Here is a 16,328-nt window from a genome sequence, read left to right on the forward strand (position 1 = left end):
GCCGCCGGCCTTCCAGCCGGAGGCGGTGGCTCTCTTGTCCGGTAGGTCAGAACGGGCCGCTGAGGGTGCCGAGTCGGTCGGTCAGACGCAGGTTCTCGGAATAGTCGACGGGGCAGGCGATCACGGAGACGCCTTCGTCGTCGAGGGCGCGGCGCAGTGCGGGCAGCAGTTGGTCGGCGGACTCGACCCGGTAGCCGCGTGCGCCGAAGCTCTCGGCGTAGGCGACCAGGTCCGGGTTGGTGAACCGGGTGTGGCTGTGACGGCCGAGTTCGAGTTCCATCTTCCAGGTGATCAGGCCGTATTCCTCGTCCACGAGGACGAGGACGACCAGGGGGATGTGTTCGCGGACGGCCGTCTCCAGTTCCTGGGAGTTCATCAGGAAGGAGCCGTCGCCCATCATGGCCAGGACGTGTCGGTCCGGCCGGGCCAGTTTGGCGGCGATGGCGCCCGGCAACGCGAAGCCCATGGTGGACAGTCCGTTGGAGACGAGGCAGGTGTTGGGTTCGTAGGTCGGGTAGAGGCGGGACATCCACATCTTCCCGGCGCCGGTGTCGGCGAGCACGATGTCGTGGCGGTCCAGCGCCGTGCGGACATCCGCCACCACACGCTGCGGCACCAGGGGGAATGCCTGGTTGTCGCGTCCGTACCGGAGTTCTTCGTCGAGCAGCGTGCGGATCTTCGTGCTGCTCTGCGAGTCGTAGGTGAGGCCGTCGGGCAGTGCTGCCGCGAGTGCGTCGAGCGCCTGCGAGGGATCACCTTCGACGCCGACCGCGACCGGGTAATGGGCGTCCACCTCGGCGGGGAAGCGGTGCACGTGCACGATGCGCTTGTCGCCGTTCGGGTTGATCTTGGCGGGGTCGAACTCCTGGATCTCGTAGCCGACGCAGAGCAGCACGTCGGCCGTGTCGAAGCCGAAGTTGCCGTAGTCGTGGCGCATGAAGCCGACCGCGCCGAGGGCGTTGGGGTGGTCGTCGGGGAAGACGCCCTTGCCGTGGAAGGTGGTCGCGACCGGGATGTCCAGTCGCTCGGCGAACCGCAGCAGAGCGGCTGAGGCCCCGGCCCTCGTGGCGCCGTGGCCGGCCAGCACGACGGGATTCCGTGCCGTGGTGAGCACCTCGACCGCCCATGCGATCTGCGAGAGCGACGGCGCATCGGCGTGCACCGTATCGATCTCCAGGGGGCTCAGGGTCTCGATGGGGCTCTCCGCCTCGATGTCCTCCGGCACCGCCAGGAACACGGCCCCGGGACGCTCGCTCTGAGCGGTCTTGAACGCCTTGCGCGTCATCTCCGGCACCGCGTCCGGACACTCGATGCGGGCCGACCACCGGGTGACCGGAGCGAACATCGACACGAGGTCGATGACCTGGTGCGACTCCTTGTGGATGCGGCGCAGGGAGCCCTGGGCGGCCAGGGCCACCATCGGAGCGCTGTTGGTCATGGCGTCCGCGGCGCCGAGGAGCAGGTTGATCGCGCCGGGTCCCAGGGTCGCCGAACACACGCCGGCCCGGCCGGTCAGCCGTCCGTAGATCTCCGCCATGAACGAGGCTGCCTGCTCGTGGCGCACCAGGATGTACCGGATACCGGAGTCGTTCAGCGCGTCGACGAAGCGGATGTTCTCCTCACCCGGGATCCCGAAGACGTACTCCACGCCCTCGGCCTGCAGACAGCGCACCAGGAGATGCGCGACGTCCTGCGCTGCTGGCGTCTTCCGCGACTCGGTCGCGCTCGTGGTGCCCATGGGGCGAACGTAGGCACGCCCTTCTGCCACGGCCACTCTTCGGCCGCCGACCGGGGCACGGACCAACTTCGATCTCGTGCACCGAATCGCGCGCACCGGGCGCGGCTGCACTCGGCCCTCCGCGTCCGTCGCGCGGCTGCGGACGCGGTGCGGCCCCGCGGACAGCCGGTGGGTGAGGGAGAATCTCTGCCATACGGGGTGCGGACCTTGGGCCTCCAGCCGTGCGCGGCACCACTCGCCGTCGTCCACCGCGACCTCGAAGGTGTCCGGCACGGTGGGGTCCGGGTGGGAGGCGCTCCCGTCCGTGCCGGGAACTCTGCCCTCGGCCGGTCGTCCCTGACTCCGGGCCCCGCCCGGCTGCTGCCCGCGACGACCGACGCGTGCTCCAGCAGACCGAGATCGGGCGCGCAGAGGGTACGCGCGCCGTGAGGGGACGCTCCCGTCAGGGCGCGGCGTCCGGGCCGCGGGACCTCCGGCGCACATCTACGCGCCGTAGACCACCGACCACGGGCGGGGGGAGTCGTCCGGACGGTGCGGGACGCCCGCGCGTCCTGAGGTTGCCGCGTGGTCGCGGGCCAGGACGTCCGCCGCGAGTTCCGCGAAGCGGCGGGCGGCCGGGTGGGCTCCGCGACCGACGGGCCAGGCGCCGCTGATGCGCAGGGTGAGGGGGCGGGCGGCCAGTGGGCGCCAGGCGACGCGGGGTTCCTTGCGGGCCACCGGCCCCTGGTCGAAGGCGACTCCGCGGCCCGCGGTCACGAGAGCGAGCAGGAACTCGGGGTTGGCGGCATGCCGAACGCGGCCGGGTACGAAACCCTCGGTGCGGCACACGTCGAGGATCCGGTCGTACCAGCCGGGTGCCTGGGCCCGTGGGAAGAGCACCAGGTCGTGGCCCGACAACTCGCCGAGGGCCACTTCGGGCAGCCGGGCCAGCGGCGAGGTACGCGGCAGGACGACGCCCAGGTCCCGTGGGACCTCGGGGCCCAGACGCAGTTCGGTGGCGTCGACGGGGTGGTGCACGAGCCCGACGTCGAGCCCGCCGGAGGAGAGCAGCCGCACCTGTTCCTCGGTGGTGACCTCCTGCAGGTCCACGGAGAGCCCCGGAGCGTGCTCCGCGCAGGCGGTGAGCAGCGCGGACAGCACGGCGGCCGTGGTGTCGGGCGGTACGCCCGCGCGGAGCGTGCCGAGGCCGCCGTCGCCGGCACGGCGGGCCAGCGCGCGCAGCCTCTCCTCCCGGGCGAGGAGTTCGCGGGTCTCCTCCAGCAGTGCCGCCCCGGCGGCGCTCAGCCGCACGCCGCGCGGCGAGCGGTCGAACAGCTCTGCGCCGAGCTCCGTCTCCAGTCGGCGGATCGCCTGGCTGAGCGGCGGCTGCGCCATGCCGAGCCGCTCGGCGGCCCGGCTGAAGTGCAGTTCGTCGGCCACGGTGACGAAGAGGCGGAGGTGGCGTAGGAGATCCACGGTCAGGATCGTACGTGAGTACGCTGCGGAGGGGCTCCGTAGTGATCTTGCTGCCCGGGCACGTGGCTGTCCCGTGCCCCGAGACGTTGCCGCAGACGTGGGAGGCGCGGTCCGACCCATGCCGAGTGGGCTCCCGTACGTCCCGGTGGTCACCCGGCCGGTCGTCGTCCGGTGGCCGGAGCGAATCGACGGCGAAGGGGTAGGCAGTGATCGAGGAACGGATCCGGGAGGTCTTCGCCGGTGCGGGCGCCGAGGGGCAGTTGCACGTCCTCCCGCTGAACGTACGGGCCGGGGCCGCCGAGGAGGCCGCCGGGGGGCCGGGGCGGCCCCGTGAGGTCGCCGTGGGCGCCGACGCCCCTGTGGTGATCGCATCGATCTTCAAGGTGCTCCTGGCGCTGGAGTTCGCCCGGCAGGTGGTCGCCGGCCAGCTCGACCCACGGGAACGGGTGCGGGTGACCGCGGCCGACCGGCTCGGTGGCTGGGGCACCGCCGGCTGTCTGGACGACGTCGAACTGTCGCTGCGCGACCTGGCCCACTTCGCGATGTCGGTCAGCGACAACACGGCGGCCGACCTGTTGCTGGCCCGCGTCGGCCTGGACACCGTACGGCTCCTCGCGAAGGAGCTCGGGCTGGAGCGGACCCGGATCGTGGGCGGCCCGAGAGACCTGCTGGAGTCGATGCTCGCGGAGGTCGGAGCGCGCGACGAGCGCGAGTTCGCCGCCCGCTACCCCACCCTGCCGGACGACCGCAAGAGACGGCTGGCCGTACTGGACCCCCGCCGCACCACGGCGAGCACACCGCGCGAGATCACCCGGCTGCTGCGGCTCGTCTGGAGCGACGCCGCCGGCCCGCCGGAAGCCTGCGCGCTCGTACGGCACCTGATGGGGCGCCAGGTCTTCCGGCACCGCCTGGTGTCGGGCTTCCCGGACGACGTCACCGTGGCCGCCAAGACCGGAACCCTGCCGGGGCTCCACATGGAGGCGGGCGTCGCCCGCTACCCCGACGGCGAGCGCTACGCGATCGCCGTCTTCGCCCGCACCCACGACCTGGCCGCATCCCGTCCCACGGTGGACACCGCGATGGGCAGAGCCGCGGAAATCGCGGTCGGCCACCTCCGGGACGGCAGCACCGGCCACTGACCGGCACACATATGCCTTCGCGTATCACACGAGCCGAATTCTGGTCTTGGACAGGGCAGTTCAGGCGCTGATCTGCTGACGCCATGAACCAGGACACTCGTGTCACGGACGGATCGGACGTGCCCTCCCGCCGCGGGCTCGACCGTCGTACGGTGCTGCGCGGTGCCGCGCTCGGTGCGGCCTCCCCACTGATCCCGGCCACGACCGCCGCCGCCTCGGCCGAGGACGGCGGCCGGCGCGGCGGCCCAGCCGCCGGTTCGGCGTCGTTCCGCTGGCTCGGCACCGCCGGCTGGCGTATCGACGTGGGCGACCGGACCGTCCTCTTCGACCCGTACCTCACCCGCTTCCCCACAGGCCTGTTCGACGGCGCCTTCGACCCGCGGACCCCCCTGCGGACCCGGCCGGAGATCGTCGACGCGCACATCGGCCGCCCCGAACTCGTCCTGGTCAGCCACTCCCACTGGGACCACCTCGCCGACGTGCCGCACATCGCCAGGACCACCGGCGCCCGCGTGATCGGCACCGAGACCACGTACCACCTGCTGGTCTCCCTGGGGGTGGACGCGGGGCAGATCTCCGTGGTGAAGGGCGGCGAGGTGCTGGACCTCGGGGGGATCACCGTCGAGGCCGTGCCCAGCCTCCACAGCCGCAACAAGAAGTTCTCCTACTTCGCCCCGGGCACGCTGAACGCCCCACCCGCCACCGTCCCGAGCACCATCGCGGACCTGCCCGAGGGCGACACCCTCGCCTTCCAGGTGACCGCCGGGACCGGCGGCCCGTCGGCATTCCTCACGGGGGCCAGCGACTTCTCCGAGCGTGCCGTGCGTGGCCTGCGCCCCGACCTCGCGATGATCGCCGTGCCCTCCAGCACGGCCACCCTCCGCTACGTGCCCCGGCTGCTGCGCGCGCTGGACACCCCCGGCGTCGTCGTACCCGTCCACTGGGACAACTTCGAAGTGCCGCTGAACGGTTCACCCGTACCGGACCCGGCGATGGATCTGGACACGTTCCTCGCCCAGGTCGCGAAGGTGTCCCCGGCAGCGCGCGTCGTCGTCCCGGACTACCGGACCGTGTACGACGGCGACATGCGCCCCGCAAGGGAATAGCGTGCCCGGGGAGACGGTCTGTCGGCGCCACGGCTTCCGCCCGCTGAGAGTCCCACGGCATTCGTGCCGCCGCCGCGTTCGGAGTTCTGGAAGTGCTCTTCGACGTCACCCGCAGCGATCTCGTCGACGTCTTCGGCGAGAACCGGATCGCGACCGTGCCCGCCTCCGCCTACCCACCCGCCGCGGCGGACACCGAGGGCGCCCCGCCTGCCGCAGACCGTCGGCGTCCCCACCGGGACGCTCCTGCTCCGTCAGCCCGACGAGGACGACGGCCTGCGGCTCCTCGTCCAGGACGTCGTCCACGTCGAGGACTCTGTCTCGGGGGGTGTGCGGCCCTCGAACGCACGAGGATCGGGCAGGCGGAGGGCGCGAACATCGGCTTCGACCGCCCCTTCCATCGTTCGGGGCGGGGGTGCCTTGACCGACCGGGACGGGCGTGACAGCGGCCACGAGATCGCGGTCGAGCGGGCCGAACGCAGCGCGGGGGTGTCGCCCGCCGTGTCGAGGGCGGCCGGCGTCGGGGGTCTGGCACTCGCCGCCCTGGCGAGTTGGAGCAGCCTCCTGCTCGTCGTGCAGGGGCGGGTGATCCCCGGCTGGGGCGTGAGCGCGGTTCTCCTCGCCCTGTCGCTCGCTCTCCGACGGGCCCTCACCCGGGCACACCGCCCGACGGATGCTTCGAGGCTCCGGCAGAAGCCGACCACGTGGGTCCGGGCGGGCAACCGCCTGCTGATCGTGACGGCTGTGCTCGGCACCGCGTGGGGAGCCGTCGACGACCTGGTCTCGGACGCGGAGTACCTCGTGCTGCGCCCGGCGGGGCCGGGGGGCTGCACGGCCGTGGTGCGGGAGACGTCCTTCCTCGTGATCGGCCAGGGCGAGGTGTACGCGGTGGGACGCACCGGACTGGCCCTGGGCAGGTCGGGGTCCTGGACGATCGACGATGGTCACCGGCCCGTTCGGGCCGGCACCTACACGTTGGGCTGGGGCCGGGACGGCGGTCGCCTGCGGATCATCGGGACGGGCACCGATCCGGTGGTCCAGGGGGGATCAGCCGACATCGACTGCGGGTGAGGCCCGGCCCGGCAAGCACGGCTGCCCGTCCCGGCCCGGACACCCGAGTCGGGACGGGGCCCCTCATGGCGGCGCCTCGGGCGGGCCGCCGGCGCCCCGGTCGCGGTGCTGCCGACTCCGCGGAGCTCCTCGCTGTCCCGTGGCCGGTCCTCGATCCCGTCGGTGTCAGGCCTCGCCGTCGGCCGCGGCCCGCATGAGCGGCCTCGCGGCCTGCTCGGTGGTGTCTGGGGGGACGACCACCAGATCCCGGCGTCCCTGGCCGGGGGCGAGCAGGACGACGGTGTCCGCGGCGGACGCCTTCGTGGTTCTGCGCAGTCGTACGACCTGGTTGCAGACGAGCATCCGGCCGGGCGTCGGGGACCACTTCGAGCCGTTGACGGTGACGCTGGCGATGTGCCCCCAGTCGGGCGGCAATCCGGCCAGGAGCAGGGGTAGTTCGGCAAGGAGGTCGTAGGAGCGTGGCCACCAGGCGCCGTCGATGGGCCGGGGCATCGCGCCTTGGGGTGACAGGCTCAGGCGCAGGAAGGGGTGGGAGGGAGGCGGGGGCTGCAGTGTGGTGGTCATGTCTGCTCCTGCCGGCTGCCGTGGGACCGGGTTCGAGCCCGGCGGGCGGCGGTCGGTGGTGGTGGTGGTGGTGGTCGGGCCCGGCGGGCCGAGCCGGGCGGACCGGCGGCCGACAGACGTCAGGGAAACTTCCTGGGGGAGGCGGCGATGCGCCTGTCGGGGGCATGGGGACGGCGGCTCGCGGACAGTCGGGCGGCGATCAGGACCGGCGTCATGGTGCCGACGATGGCTGCGCGACGTCGCGGGGGCGAGGGTCGGGCACGGCGCGGACCCGGTCTCCGGGCGCGTCCCCGGCGGCCCGGCGTAGTCGATCACCGGGAACGGCACCCGCGAGAGAGGCGGTGCTCGGAGAACTCCCGGCGGTCTCAGCCTACTCCACCCGGCACGCGAGAAGCGCTGCCCGCCGAGCACTCGCCGGAACCCTGGCGGTCCACGCGGGGGCAGGGGGCACACGGTCCGTTCGGTCGCGCCGGTGCCGCCCGCGGCTCGGGAGGCGCGGCCCACGGGGCGTCCGCGCGGGGGCCCGGCTCCGCCGTCGGCGCCCCGCGGGATCGGGCCCCGGCTCCGGCGACGGCACCGCCCGCGGGGTGAAGGCCGAGGCCGGAGGGCCGGCCGGTGTCCGGGACGCCCGGCCGCGGAGCGGCGTCGCGTGAGGTGGCGCCGGCCTCGGCGGACCGCGCGTGGGCGTGCGAAGCGGTTGTCTCCGCGCGACCATGGGGACACCGGAGTGCCTCGCCGCCGGGGCCGGGCCCCGGCCGGCGCAGTGGCCCGTGGCGGGAAGGGCGGCATGGTGGAGGACATGAGGCCCCGGGAAGGACGGGAGCGGTGGCTGTCGGCGGCGGAGCCCGATCTGTGGCAGCAGGTCGTCGATGAACTCGGCACCGCCGTGACCGTGATCGATCCGGCGGGGCGGGTCGTCGCGCTCAATCCGGCCGCCGGGCGGCTGATGGGACGTCCGGCTGCGGCGGTGTACGGGCAGGACCTGCACGACCTGTGCCACCGGGATCCGGGAGGCGCCCGGGTCCCGCGGGAGTACTGCCCGCTCCTGCAGGCACTGGCCGAGGGACGTTCGGCGCTCGGGGAGGACGACCGGTGCCTGCGAGGTGACGGTCGGCTGGTCCCGGTCTCCTGGTCGGCCTCACCGGTGACGGAGAGCGGCGTGCTGCGGGGGATGGTCCTCCTCGTGGTGGAGGCCGAGGCGGTCCACCGTGTCCGCCAGGAACGCGCCGAACGGGCGGAGCGGGTCGAACAGGCCGAACGGGCCGCTCGCACGAGCGCCCTGGAGGACCTCGCGGAGCGGTTGACCCTCGTCGCGGAGATCACCGACGTGCTCGGCCAGACCCTGGACGTGGACGAAGCCCTCGCCCGGCTGAGCCGGCTGCTGGTCCCCCGCCTCGCCGACTGGGCGGCGGTGGACCTCCGGATCGGCTCCCACCAGGTGCACCGCGTGGCGGTGACCGGCCCCGAGGGCCGCGACGCCCGGCAGGAGGACTGGCAGAGCCAACTGCCGGAACCGGCCACGGAGCCGGCGCCTTCGCCGCTGGTCCGGGTGCTCAACGGAGGCGGTCCCGTCGTGCAGGGTCCTGCGGACGTGGACGCGGCGCCCGACTCCCCGCTGGCGGCCGTCCACAGCGCCTTCCTCAGAGCAGTCGGCGCGGCATCGGTCGTCACGGTCCCGCTGGGCGCCGGACACCCGGTCACCGGCGCCCTCACCCTGGTGCGCACCGATCCGGCGCGCCCCTTCGACAGCGGTGACGTGGACCTGACGGGCGACATCGGCCGCCGGGTCGGCCTCGTCATCGACAACGCCCGCCGGTTCGGCCGGCAGCGCGAGATCGCCGAGGCCATGCAGCGCAACCTCCTCCCCCCGCTGCCCGAACACGGCCGGATCCAGCTGGCCGCCCGGTATCAACCGGCTCCGGCCGGCTCGCAGGTCGGGGGCGACTGGTACGACGCGTTCACGCTGCGGGACGGCACGCTCGCCCTGGTCATCGGCGACGTCGTGGGCCACGACCTGGCCGCCGCGGCCGGCATGGCGCAGGTGCACGGCATCCTGCGTTCCCTCGCCTGGGACCGCACCGGGCCGACCGGAGCCGTCGTGGACCGCCTCGACGACGCGCTGCACGCCATCACCAACGTGACGATGGCCACCCTCGTCCTCGCCCGGCTGGAAGGCCCGGACGCCGGCCCCTGGACGCTGCACTGGACCAGTGCCGGGCACCCGCCGCCCCTGCTGCTGGTACCCGGCGGGAACGCGCTGTACCTGGAGGCCGGGCAGGGGCTTCTTCTCGGGGCCCCCTTCGGCGGCGGTGACCGGCCGAGCGCGGCCCACGCCCTGCCGCCGGGGTCCACGCTGCTGCTCTACACCGACGGCCTGATCGAGGTTCCCGGAAGTGACCTGGACACCGGGCTCGGCCGGCTGCGCCGCCATGCCCTCGCTCTCGCGCACGAACCGCTGGAGATCCTGTGCGACGAGTTGTCGGCCCGGATGTCCCTCGGCAGCACCGACGACATCGCCCTGCTCGCGCTGCGCCTGCCCGCGGCCTGACCCGGGAGGCGGCGGGGGCGGCACGCGCGTCGGCGGGGTCGGCACGCACCGGGACGCGGGGCGGGCCGGGCGGCGGAGACGCGGGGCGCGTCGCCGACGCTCCGCCGCCCGGCCCGCGCCCGCGAGACCTCGGCGCAGCCCCGTCCTCCTGGGGGCACTGTGCGGGGAAGGGCGGATCGTGGGCGATTCCGGGTTGGAAAGCCGCGCGTGTGGCACCCGGTCCGCGAGAGGGCCGGACACGCGAACCGCCTCCCGTACGGGTCACCGGTTCGGACATGAGCCGCACGCCGCACGAGGCCGGTACGGCCCGCTCTGCCCGGTTGTCGCCGCCAGGCTGTCCGGCGACAACCGGTGCGGCCTTCCCCGAACCGCGCCCGCGGCGCTCCGCTCGTGCGCGCAGCCGGCCGCCGGGCGGGCATACTCGGGGTCGGCCGGCCGCGAGTCGGCAGGGGGTCGGGGGCACCGCGAACCGGCCCCACCGGCGTCGCCGCGGCCTCCGTATGCGGTGACATCAGTTGTCGCGTGTCGGATCGATGCCGGAATGTCCATGGTCCGGATCCTCGGGGTCGGCGCGATCGTCGAGGGCTTCCCGAAGCAGCGGGACGATCTGGCCCGCAGCCACGAAGTACCTGGCCGTCGTACGGTTCTTCACCTGGGCGAAGGCGGCCTCCGAGCTGTAGGGCGTGTCGGCCAGATCGTTCGCCCAGGGCCACGGCGCCACCCCGGGCAGGGTCGCCATGGGCCGTCCGTCCTCGGTGCGGGCATCGGTGAGCGTCTGCCGCAGTCGGTTCAGCGTGTGCCTGGCTTCCCTGGGCTCGGTGCCGTACAGCTCGACGTAGCGGCTGGCGATGTCCGACGTGGACCAGCCGTCCGCGCGAGGTGGACGAACGTCCGGGACCAGAGGCCAGGACAAGGCGACCGCCATGGGCAGCAGACGGTTGCCGGACACTCTGAGCACGGGGACGAAAGTGGTGCCGCTCGGCCTGGCGGGAGGGCTCGGGCCCGTCACACGGTCCGTGTTCAGGGCCAGCTCGAGGATCTGAGGAGCGCCCGCCGGGTCGACGACGATCTCGTGGTCGGGCCCCGGCAGCCAGAGACCGTCGGGCGTCAGGAGCCGTCCGTCGACGGTCACGTCGGCGAGCGGGGACACCGGCCTCAGATGAACCCTGTCCCGGTGCACCGTGAGCTCGATCAGGTTGACCGGAACCGTACGGCGGGTGCCCCTGGGAAGGGCCAGGTGGCGTTCCACGTCGGCGGCCCGGTGCCGCCGGTCCGCCCGGCCGACGACGTACCGGCCGCCCTCCCACAGCTCCACGGCCGCCGGGGGCCGCGCGGACAGTGGTCGCCCAGAGGGCTGGGCACCGTGGAGGACACCGGCGGGTCCCGCGGCTGGGCCGGTCACGATCTGTCCCTGCGAACGACTTGGATCATGACTTCGATGCCGAGGGTGTTCTGGCCGGGGAAGCAGAACTCGCCGTCGACATCGACCATCTTGAACTGCTGCCGGTACACGCCGGGCCAGCCAGGTGCCCGGACCGGTATCTCCATGACGGCCACCTCTCCGGGACCGGTGGGCGGCACCGGGAACCGGGCGCCGCGCAGCGGCACGGTCTCCGTGCCGGTCACCGGGGCGACGGGCCGCAGGAACCGGTCCTGCCACGGCACCCTGCCGCTGTTGCGGATGTGCAGCGGGAAGACCGACTTCTCCCACGGCTCCAGTTCCTTCACGGTCGGCGTGTCCTCGTGCTGCTCGCTCCGATCTCCCGGCAGGGGGTACTTCCTGCCGGTGGGACGCTCGGTGAGGCCGAGGACGTCACCTCCCCGGGCGCACGCATGGAGATAACGCAGGTAGCCGTTGGCCTCGGTGATGTGGTCGATGACGCTCACGATGTCGTACGGCGGCCGAAGCCAGCCCATCTCGTACGCCAGCAGGCGTGCCGCCCCCAGCTTGCCGAGCAGTTCACGCTGATGGACCAACTGCCTGGCCGTCATACGCGCCTGGCCGTGCCGCCGGTGCGACCTCATCTGGGCACCCAGCTCGTGCCAGGTCGTGGGACCGGCCTTGCGCGGGTTGATCCGCCCGCGCTGCAGGCGCGTCGTGAGGGGCGCGGCCAGCGCCTCCTCCACGGCCGCGAGCAACTCGCGGGTGTCGGCGGTGGGCCGGATCGCCGCACCGGGGGTCGGGGCGACGTGGAGGGGCCAGCGCAATGCCGGCTCACGGCGCCAGCAGTCGACCAGGATCTCCCACAGCGGCACCGCCCGCTCCTGCAGCGCCCGGGTGAAGGGCTCACGGTCGGGCAGTGCCCGGGGATCGCGTATCCGGGTCTGAGCGTCGGCGGGCTCTGTGCCGAACGGGGGTCGACCGGTGACCAGGAAGTAGACCGTCGAGGCCCACGAGAAGACGTCGGAAGGGGTGTACGCGGTCTTCCCCTCCAGTTGCTCGGGCGAGGCGAACAGCATGCTGTACCCGGTCAGTGCCGTGTGGGTGACATCCGCCACCCGTGCGATGCCGAAGTCGATGAGCACCGGTCGCAGACCGTCGGGCCCGTTGTCCAGGATGACGTTCGCGGGTTTGACGTCGAGATGAGCCACGGGCGCGGCGTGCACCTCGACGAGTGCTCTGAGCACGCCCGTGACGACCTCGCGTGCCGTGGGACCGCTCAGCGGGCCCTGCCGCCGGACCAGGTCCTCCAGGGACGGCCCGTCGATGTACTCGAACGCCAGGAACGGCCGGTCCCCCTCCACCTGGGCGTCGAGCAGCGCGACCACTCCGGGATGGTCGATGCCGGCGACGAGGTCGGCCTCCCGCCGTATGCGGGACCGTGTGCCGTCCGGGTCCGCCCCCAGCGATTGCCAGATCTTCAGGGCGACGTGTCCGCCGTCGGGTGCGGCGGCCTCCCAGACCTGGGCGGCGCCGCCCGGTCCGAGTTCCCTCAACAGCCGGTACGCGCCGAGAGGCGTGGTCACCGTGATCCGCTCCCCGCGGCCCGGCGGAGCAACGGTACGCGGTCGCCCGAGCCGGGATGGACGGACGTTGATTCCCGTTGCGTGGATCGGCTGGAAGCCTCTTCTGTGCCGGGACGGAATCCCGGAGGCGCCGCCCGACGGCGCTCGGTCGGCCCCGGCCACGGGGCCTCTGCACCGGAGGTTGCTTGCCGTGTCAATGGGTTCCCTCCTGTTGGGGGTTGTCTGTGTGACGGTCGTCCTGGTCGTCGCCGTCATCGTGGGTGTGGGCGCCGGATGGCTGGCCCGCCTGGACCAGGCAACCTGGCCTGCGGCGGCCACCCGCGCCGCCGTGGCCTTCGCCGCGACCGTGACACTGTTCGGTGTGGCCGTCACGGCCGTGACCGGGATCCTCACCGTCGTTCTCGAGTGAACCGGGGCGCACGTCGCGCCAGCGTCGTGCCGGGGAGTCCGTGCCCCCGGGGAGCCCTGATGCCCCCGCCGTCAGCGGCGGAACCGCGATCGGCGGTCGAGGAGGGTCAGCGCCTCGTCCTGATCGGCGGTCAGCCAGTCCCGCACGTGCGGAGCCCGCGCGGTGTCCGAGGTCCAGCCCACGACGGTGTCGTACCGGGGATGCCCCCCTGTCTGCTCGTCCGCCAGCCAGCCGAGGCAGGCGCTCACCAGGGATCGGTGATTGGTGCGGCTCGCGTTGTCCGACTTCAGGTGCCTGCCGTAGCCCGGTCCCTGCTCGCGGGCCAGCGCCACCCACGGGTCGAGCACCCGCAGTGCGATGTCCGGACCGCCGCTGCGCAGGGCTCCGACGACGAGGGCAGAACGGTACGGGCCTTCCGTGAAGTGCGGGCTCTCGCGCGTCGCCACGCGCAGCTTCGCATCTGCGTCGTCGAGGGCCACCAGGGCGTCACGCCGGTAACCGCTCATCAAGTGGTCCTCGAACGTCCAGGTCAGCAGGTGGCAGCGGACGAGGAGGGCGAGGTGGGCATCGTCCTCCCGCTCCGCCCGGTACAGCAGGGCGTCGAGTTCCGCCCGTCGCTCACCGTGCTGCCACGGCCAGGCGTGCCGGGGGTACGTACCGCTCCCGCACACCTCGCAGCGACGCGGGATGCCGGGGCGGGGAGCGGCGAAGTACCCGGTCTCCCCGCACTCCGAGTTGCCGCACTGCCAGCCGGCGGCCAGGGCGTCCGAGGGGGCCTGGTAGCCGTCCTTGGTGGGTGGCAGGCGTCTGGGCGCCAGCAGCCTCTGCAGGATCTGCATCGGTTCATCCTCTTTCCGTTCTTCGGCTCACACCCCCGGAAGCAGTCCCGGGTCTCGTCTCAGCCGACCTTGACGTGCTGCTCGTCGGTGGAGTTCGGTCGGACGTGGCCGGAGTTGCGGCAAGGCCTGCACGTCGTCGGGGAGCCGGCGCTTCCCCGTCACTTCGGGCAACAAGGCGCCCGAAACGTCCTGCGGCTTCGGCGATCGCCGCAGCAGACGTCGTCGTCTCTCGTGCAGCCCGGGCCGGACTCCGTTCTCGTGGCGGGTGAGGTGCCCTGCCCGTTCGGGTGCCGGCCCGGTGGCAGCCGGCTCACCCTTCGGGGATCCGGCTGTGCTCAGCGGCCTGCATCGCCCGGTCGCGTGCGGCGCGTTCGGCCGGAGTGAGCCGGGTGATCCGGCCCGAACGGCTACCGGGCCGCACACCCCACGGCGAGGAGGGCTTCCCTCTCGCCAGCCATACGACGAGTGTGATCTCCCAGCCGATCGCCTTGCCGGCGCTGACCATGAACCATTCGGGGCTGATCAGCAGCAGGCTCGGTGGGACGCCGTGCCAGAACGAGCCTCCCGCTCGGGCGTTGAAGGTCCACAGTGCGATCGCCACCCCGAGCACGTGCCCGAGGGCCAGAACCGTTGCCATCGGCCCCCCTCTGAAGCTTCCTCAAGTCCTTGTTCCCCACAGGTCGGTTCCACGTTGGTATCGCGTGGGCGGAGGTCGCGCCCCGGTGCGTTGCCAACCTCCTCGGGTGTTGCAAGGCCGGTCTTCGGGCCGAAGAAATCCGGGTATGACAGTGAGTTTTGTCTTCCTTGCCACGGCAATGTCCGACTTCCGCCACACTGGTCGTATGAACGCACATGCGGCGGTCGGCGAGGATGCCGCACCGGGACGGCGCGCCCGCATCGCCTGGCTGTTACGGGTCAACCGGTTGCTGGCCGAGGAGAGACCGCTGAGGTCGCTGTCGGCCTTCGCGGCCGCCTTCCACGGCGGGGCGTACGACCGCGACGTCAGCGCCAGCACCGTCTCGCGCTGGGAAACGGGACGAAAGCCCGTTCCCTGGCCGGCTGTTCGCCGCTACGAGGAACTGCTCGGACTTCCGCGCAACCTGCTCACCGCCACCGCGCGCACGGTGTGGCGCTACTGGGCACCCGGCCCCGTCCTGGACGTCGATCCGGGCGGTGTCCCGGCACGGCCCGTCGAGGATCTGCTGGAGCAGGCGGTGTCGGACGACGTGATGACCGGTGACGACTGGGACCAACTCGTGGACGGACTGTGTGCGCGTCCCGACGTGGTGCTGATGCCGTCCGGCACCTGGTCCCGGCTCGCGGAACGGCTCGTCGAGGAGATGGTGATCGCCGACGATCTGCCGTGGATGCTCCGCTTCGAGTCGCTCAACCGTCTGCTGAACCACCGACGAGGCGGCCGTACGGTCATCGCCGTGTGCGGAGCGATGGCCGCCGAACGGGCACGGCTGACGGCCACCGAGATCGTCTGCGCCCTCGACAACTGCGGTCACCCCGACGCGGCCGACCTGGTATTGGGCGAACTCACCCAGCCCAGTGGGCTGTTGGCCCACCGCGGCGCGGTCATGGCCTGCTTCCGCAAGGTGAACTACCGACACTTCGACGAGATGCAGCTGAGGACTCTCGTGCGGGTGGTGCGGGATTCCACCGGCGCCGGCCCGCTCGGCGACCAGATCGAGCCGCTGCGCCGGCATCTGTCCACGGTGCACCCCGAGTACGCCCACATGGTGCTCGGCCGCAGCGGCAGGGCGACGCTTCCCGGGAGATCGGCCGTGCGGCACACCGACGTGTTCGCCCAGGATGCCCGTGCACCCATGGCGGTGGCCGTGTGCAGGGTGGCGGCGTGTCTGGGCGCCGTCGAGTCCGATCGGGTGTGCCATCCCCCGGTACCGACCGCTCTGATCAACGAGGCTCTGACCAGTCCGCTCTTCGACGTCCGGCTCTACGCCGCTTTTCTGCTCGCAGCCACGCCGTACCGCCCGGTGCTCGCGGACGCGCTGGCGGCGGAGCTGATACGCCCCATGGCCGTCCGGCAGGAAGAGCTCGCGATTCCGCTGCTGGAGGCGCTGCGCGTGCTCGGCGACCACCGGCACCGTGGGTTGCTGCAGCGGCTGGCTGTGTCGCCGGGCGTACCGCGGGTCGTCGCGTACGCCGCGGTACGCGGTCTGGGCCACGTGGCGGCCGACCATGCCGCCGGCGCTTTCCTGCGGGACGCCGTCGCCCACCATCACGCCGCGTGGCTGAGCGACCGGGACCCGACGACCGCTGCCACGCTGGAGAGCCTGGTCTACGCGCTCGGTATGGCGTCACGCGACGATCTGCTCACCGCCATTGCGGCGGAGCCCGGTTCCCTTCCGGCGGCACGCACGGCCGCGGCTTGGTGGCTGAGCATCCCCGGCCATCGACGCGCCAGCGCCTTGTTGTAGCACTTGGACACCGGTGAACGGTGGCCCACGGGCGGATGTGCCAGGCCCAGG

13 protein-coding genes and 1 pseudogene are annotated in these 16,328 nt (G+C 72.8%); 7 read left to right on the forward strand and 7 right to left on the reverse strand.

The annotated features are described in order from the left end of the window. Nucleotides 1–46: 46 nt before the first annotated feature. Nucleotides 47–1,738 carry an acetolactate synthase large subunit gene (locus JS756_RS30850; protein ID WP_205386560.1) on the reverse strand — a complete coding sequence of 564 codons (1,692 nt, stop codon included), beginning with the start codon at nucleotides 1,736–1,738 and terminating at the stop codon, nucleotides 47–49. 483 nt (nucleotides 1,739–2,221) lie between these two features. Next, nucleotides 2,222–3,193 carry a LysR family transcriptional regulator gene (locus JS756_RS30855; protein WP_307791246.1) on the reverse strand — a complete coding sequence of 324 codons (972 nt, stop codon included), beginning with the start codon at nucleotides 3,191–3,193 and terminating at the stop codon, nucleotides 2,222–2,224. A 206-nt stretch (nucleotides 3,194–3,399) separates the two neighbouring features. Between JS756_RS30855 and JS756_RS30860 the strand changes: the two genes are divergently transcribed. The 4 genes and pseudogenes from JS756_RS30860 (at nucleotide 3,400) to JS756_RS30870 (ending at nucleotide 6,506) form a co-directional block, all read left to right on the forward strand. Beyond that, nucleotides 3,400–4,332 (forward strand): serine hydrolase, encoded by a 933-nt coding sequence (locus JS756_RS30860; RefSeq protein WP_205386562.1) that lies wholly within the window; start codon nucleotides 3,400–3,402, stop codon nucleotides 4,330–4,332. Between the two features lie 83 nt (nucleotides 4,333–4,415). Continuing rightward, the gene (locus JS756_RS30865; protein WP_205386563.1) at nucleotides 4,416–5,438 is read left to right on the forward strand and encodes an MBL fold metallo-hydrolase; all 1,023 of its coding nucleotides are present in this window, start codon (nucleotides 4,416–4,418) and stop codon (nucleotides 5,436–5,438) included. A gap of 92 nt (nucleotides 5,439–5,530) precedes the next feature. Next, nucleotides 5,531–5,750: pseudogene (locus JS756_RS37180) on the forward strand (SUKH-4 family immunity protein); the annotation flags it as partial. A 105-nt stretch (nucleotides 5,751–5,855) separates the two neighbouring features. Continuing rightward, a complete protein-coding gene (locus JS756_RS30870) occupies nucleotides 5,856–6,506 on the forward strand; it encodes a hypothetical protein (RefSeq protein ID WP_205386564.1) in 651 nt (216 codons plus the stop codon). Nucleotides 6,507–6,671: 165 nt separating this feature from the next. On the opposite strand, the gene JS756_RS30875 is transcribed toward JS756_RS30870, so the two are convergent. Further along, nucleotides 6,672–7,070, reverse strand: a complete 399-nt coding sequence (locus tag JS756_RS30875) for a DUF5994 family protein (protein WP_205386565.1) — start codon at nucleotides 7,068–7,070, stop codon at nucleotides 6,672–6,674. A gap of 799 nt (nucleotides 7,071–7,869) precedes the next feature. On the opposite strand from JS756_RS30875, the gene JS756_RS30880 reads away from it, so the two are divergent. Continuing rightward, nucleotides 7,870–9,618, forward strand: a complete 1,749-nt coding sequence (locus tag JS756_RS30880; protein WP_240204615.1) for a SpoIIE family protein phosphatase — start codon at nucleotides 7,870–7,872, stop codon at nucleotides 9,616–9,618. Nucleotides 9,619–10,129: 511 nt separating this feature from the next. On the opposite strand, the gene JS756_RS30885 is transcribed toward JS756_RS30880, so the two are convergent. Both JS756_RS30885 and JS756_RS30890 read right to left on the reverse strand, forming a co-directional pair. Continuing rightward, a complete protein-coding gene (locus JS756_RS30885) occupies nucleotides 10,130–11,020 on the reverse strand; it encodes a hypothetical protein (protein ID WP_205386567.1) in 891 nt (296 codons plus the stop codon). Next, entirely contained in the window at nucleotides 11,017–12,585 is a 1,569-nt protein-coding gene (locus JS756_RS30890) for a protein kinase domain-containing protein (protein WP_205386568.1), read from the reverse strand. The genes JS756_RS30885 and JS756_RS30890 overlap by 4 nt, the downstream gene beginning before the upstream one ends. 226 nt (nucleotides 12,586–12,811) lie before the next feature. On the opposite strand from JS756_RS30890, the gene JS756_RS30895 reads away from it, so the two are divergent. Continuing rightward, the gene (locus JS756_RS30895) at nucleotides 12,812–12,994 is read left to right on the forward strand and encodes a hypothetical protein (RefSeq protein ID WP_307791249.1); all 183 of its coding nucleotides are present in this window, start codon (nucleotides 12,812–12,814) and stop codon (nucleotides 12,992–12,994) included. A gap of 71 nt (nucleotides 12,995–13,065) precedes the next feature. Here JS756_RS30895 and JS756_RS30900 read toward each other — a convergent pair whose 3' ends face one another. Both JS756_RS30900 and JS756_RS30905 read right to left on the reverse strand, forming a co-directional pair. Continuing rightward, nucleotides 13,066–13,833: a hypothetical protein gene (locus tag JS756_RS30900; protein WP_205386569.1), complete on the reverse strand. Its 768-nt coding sequence runs from the start codon at nucleotides 13,831–13,833 to the stop codon at nucleotides 13,066–13,068. A 310-nt stretch (nucleotides 13,834–14,143) separates the two neighbouring features. Next, a complete protein-coding gene (locus JS756_RS30905) occupies nucleotides 14,144–14,470 on the reverse strand; it encodes a hypothetical protein (RefSeq protein ID WP_205386570.1) in 327 nt (108 codons plus the stop codon). A gap of 205 nt (nucleotides 14,471–14,675) precedes the next feature. On the opposite strand from JS756_RS30905, the gene JS756_RS30910 reads away from it, so the two are divergent. Beyond that, nucleotides 14,676–16,277, forward strand: coding sequence for a helix-turn-helix domain-containing protein (locus JS756_RS30910; RefSeq protein WP_205386571.1), 1,602 nt, complete (start codon nucleotides 14,676–14,678; stop codon nucleotides 16,275–16,277). Nucleotides 16,278–16,328 lie beyond the last annotated feature (51 nt).

The sequence above is a fragment of the Streptomyces actuosus genome (assembly GCF_016921115.1).
Lineage (GTDB): Bacteria > Actinomycetota > Actinomycetes > Streptomycetales > Streptomycetaceae > Streptomyces > Streptomyces actuosus_A.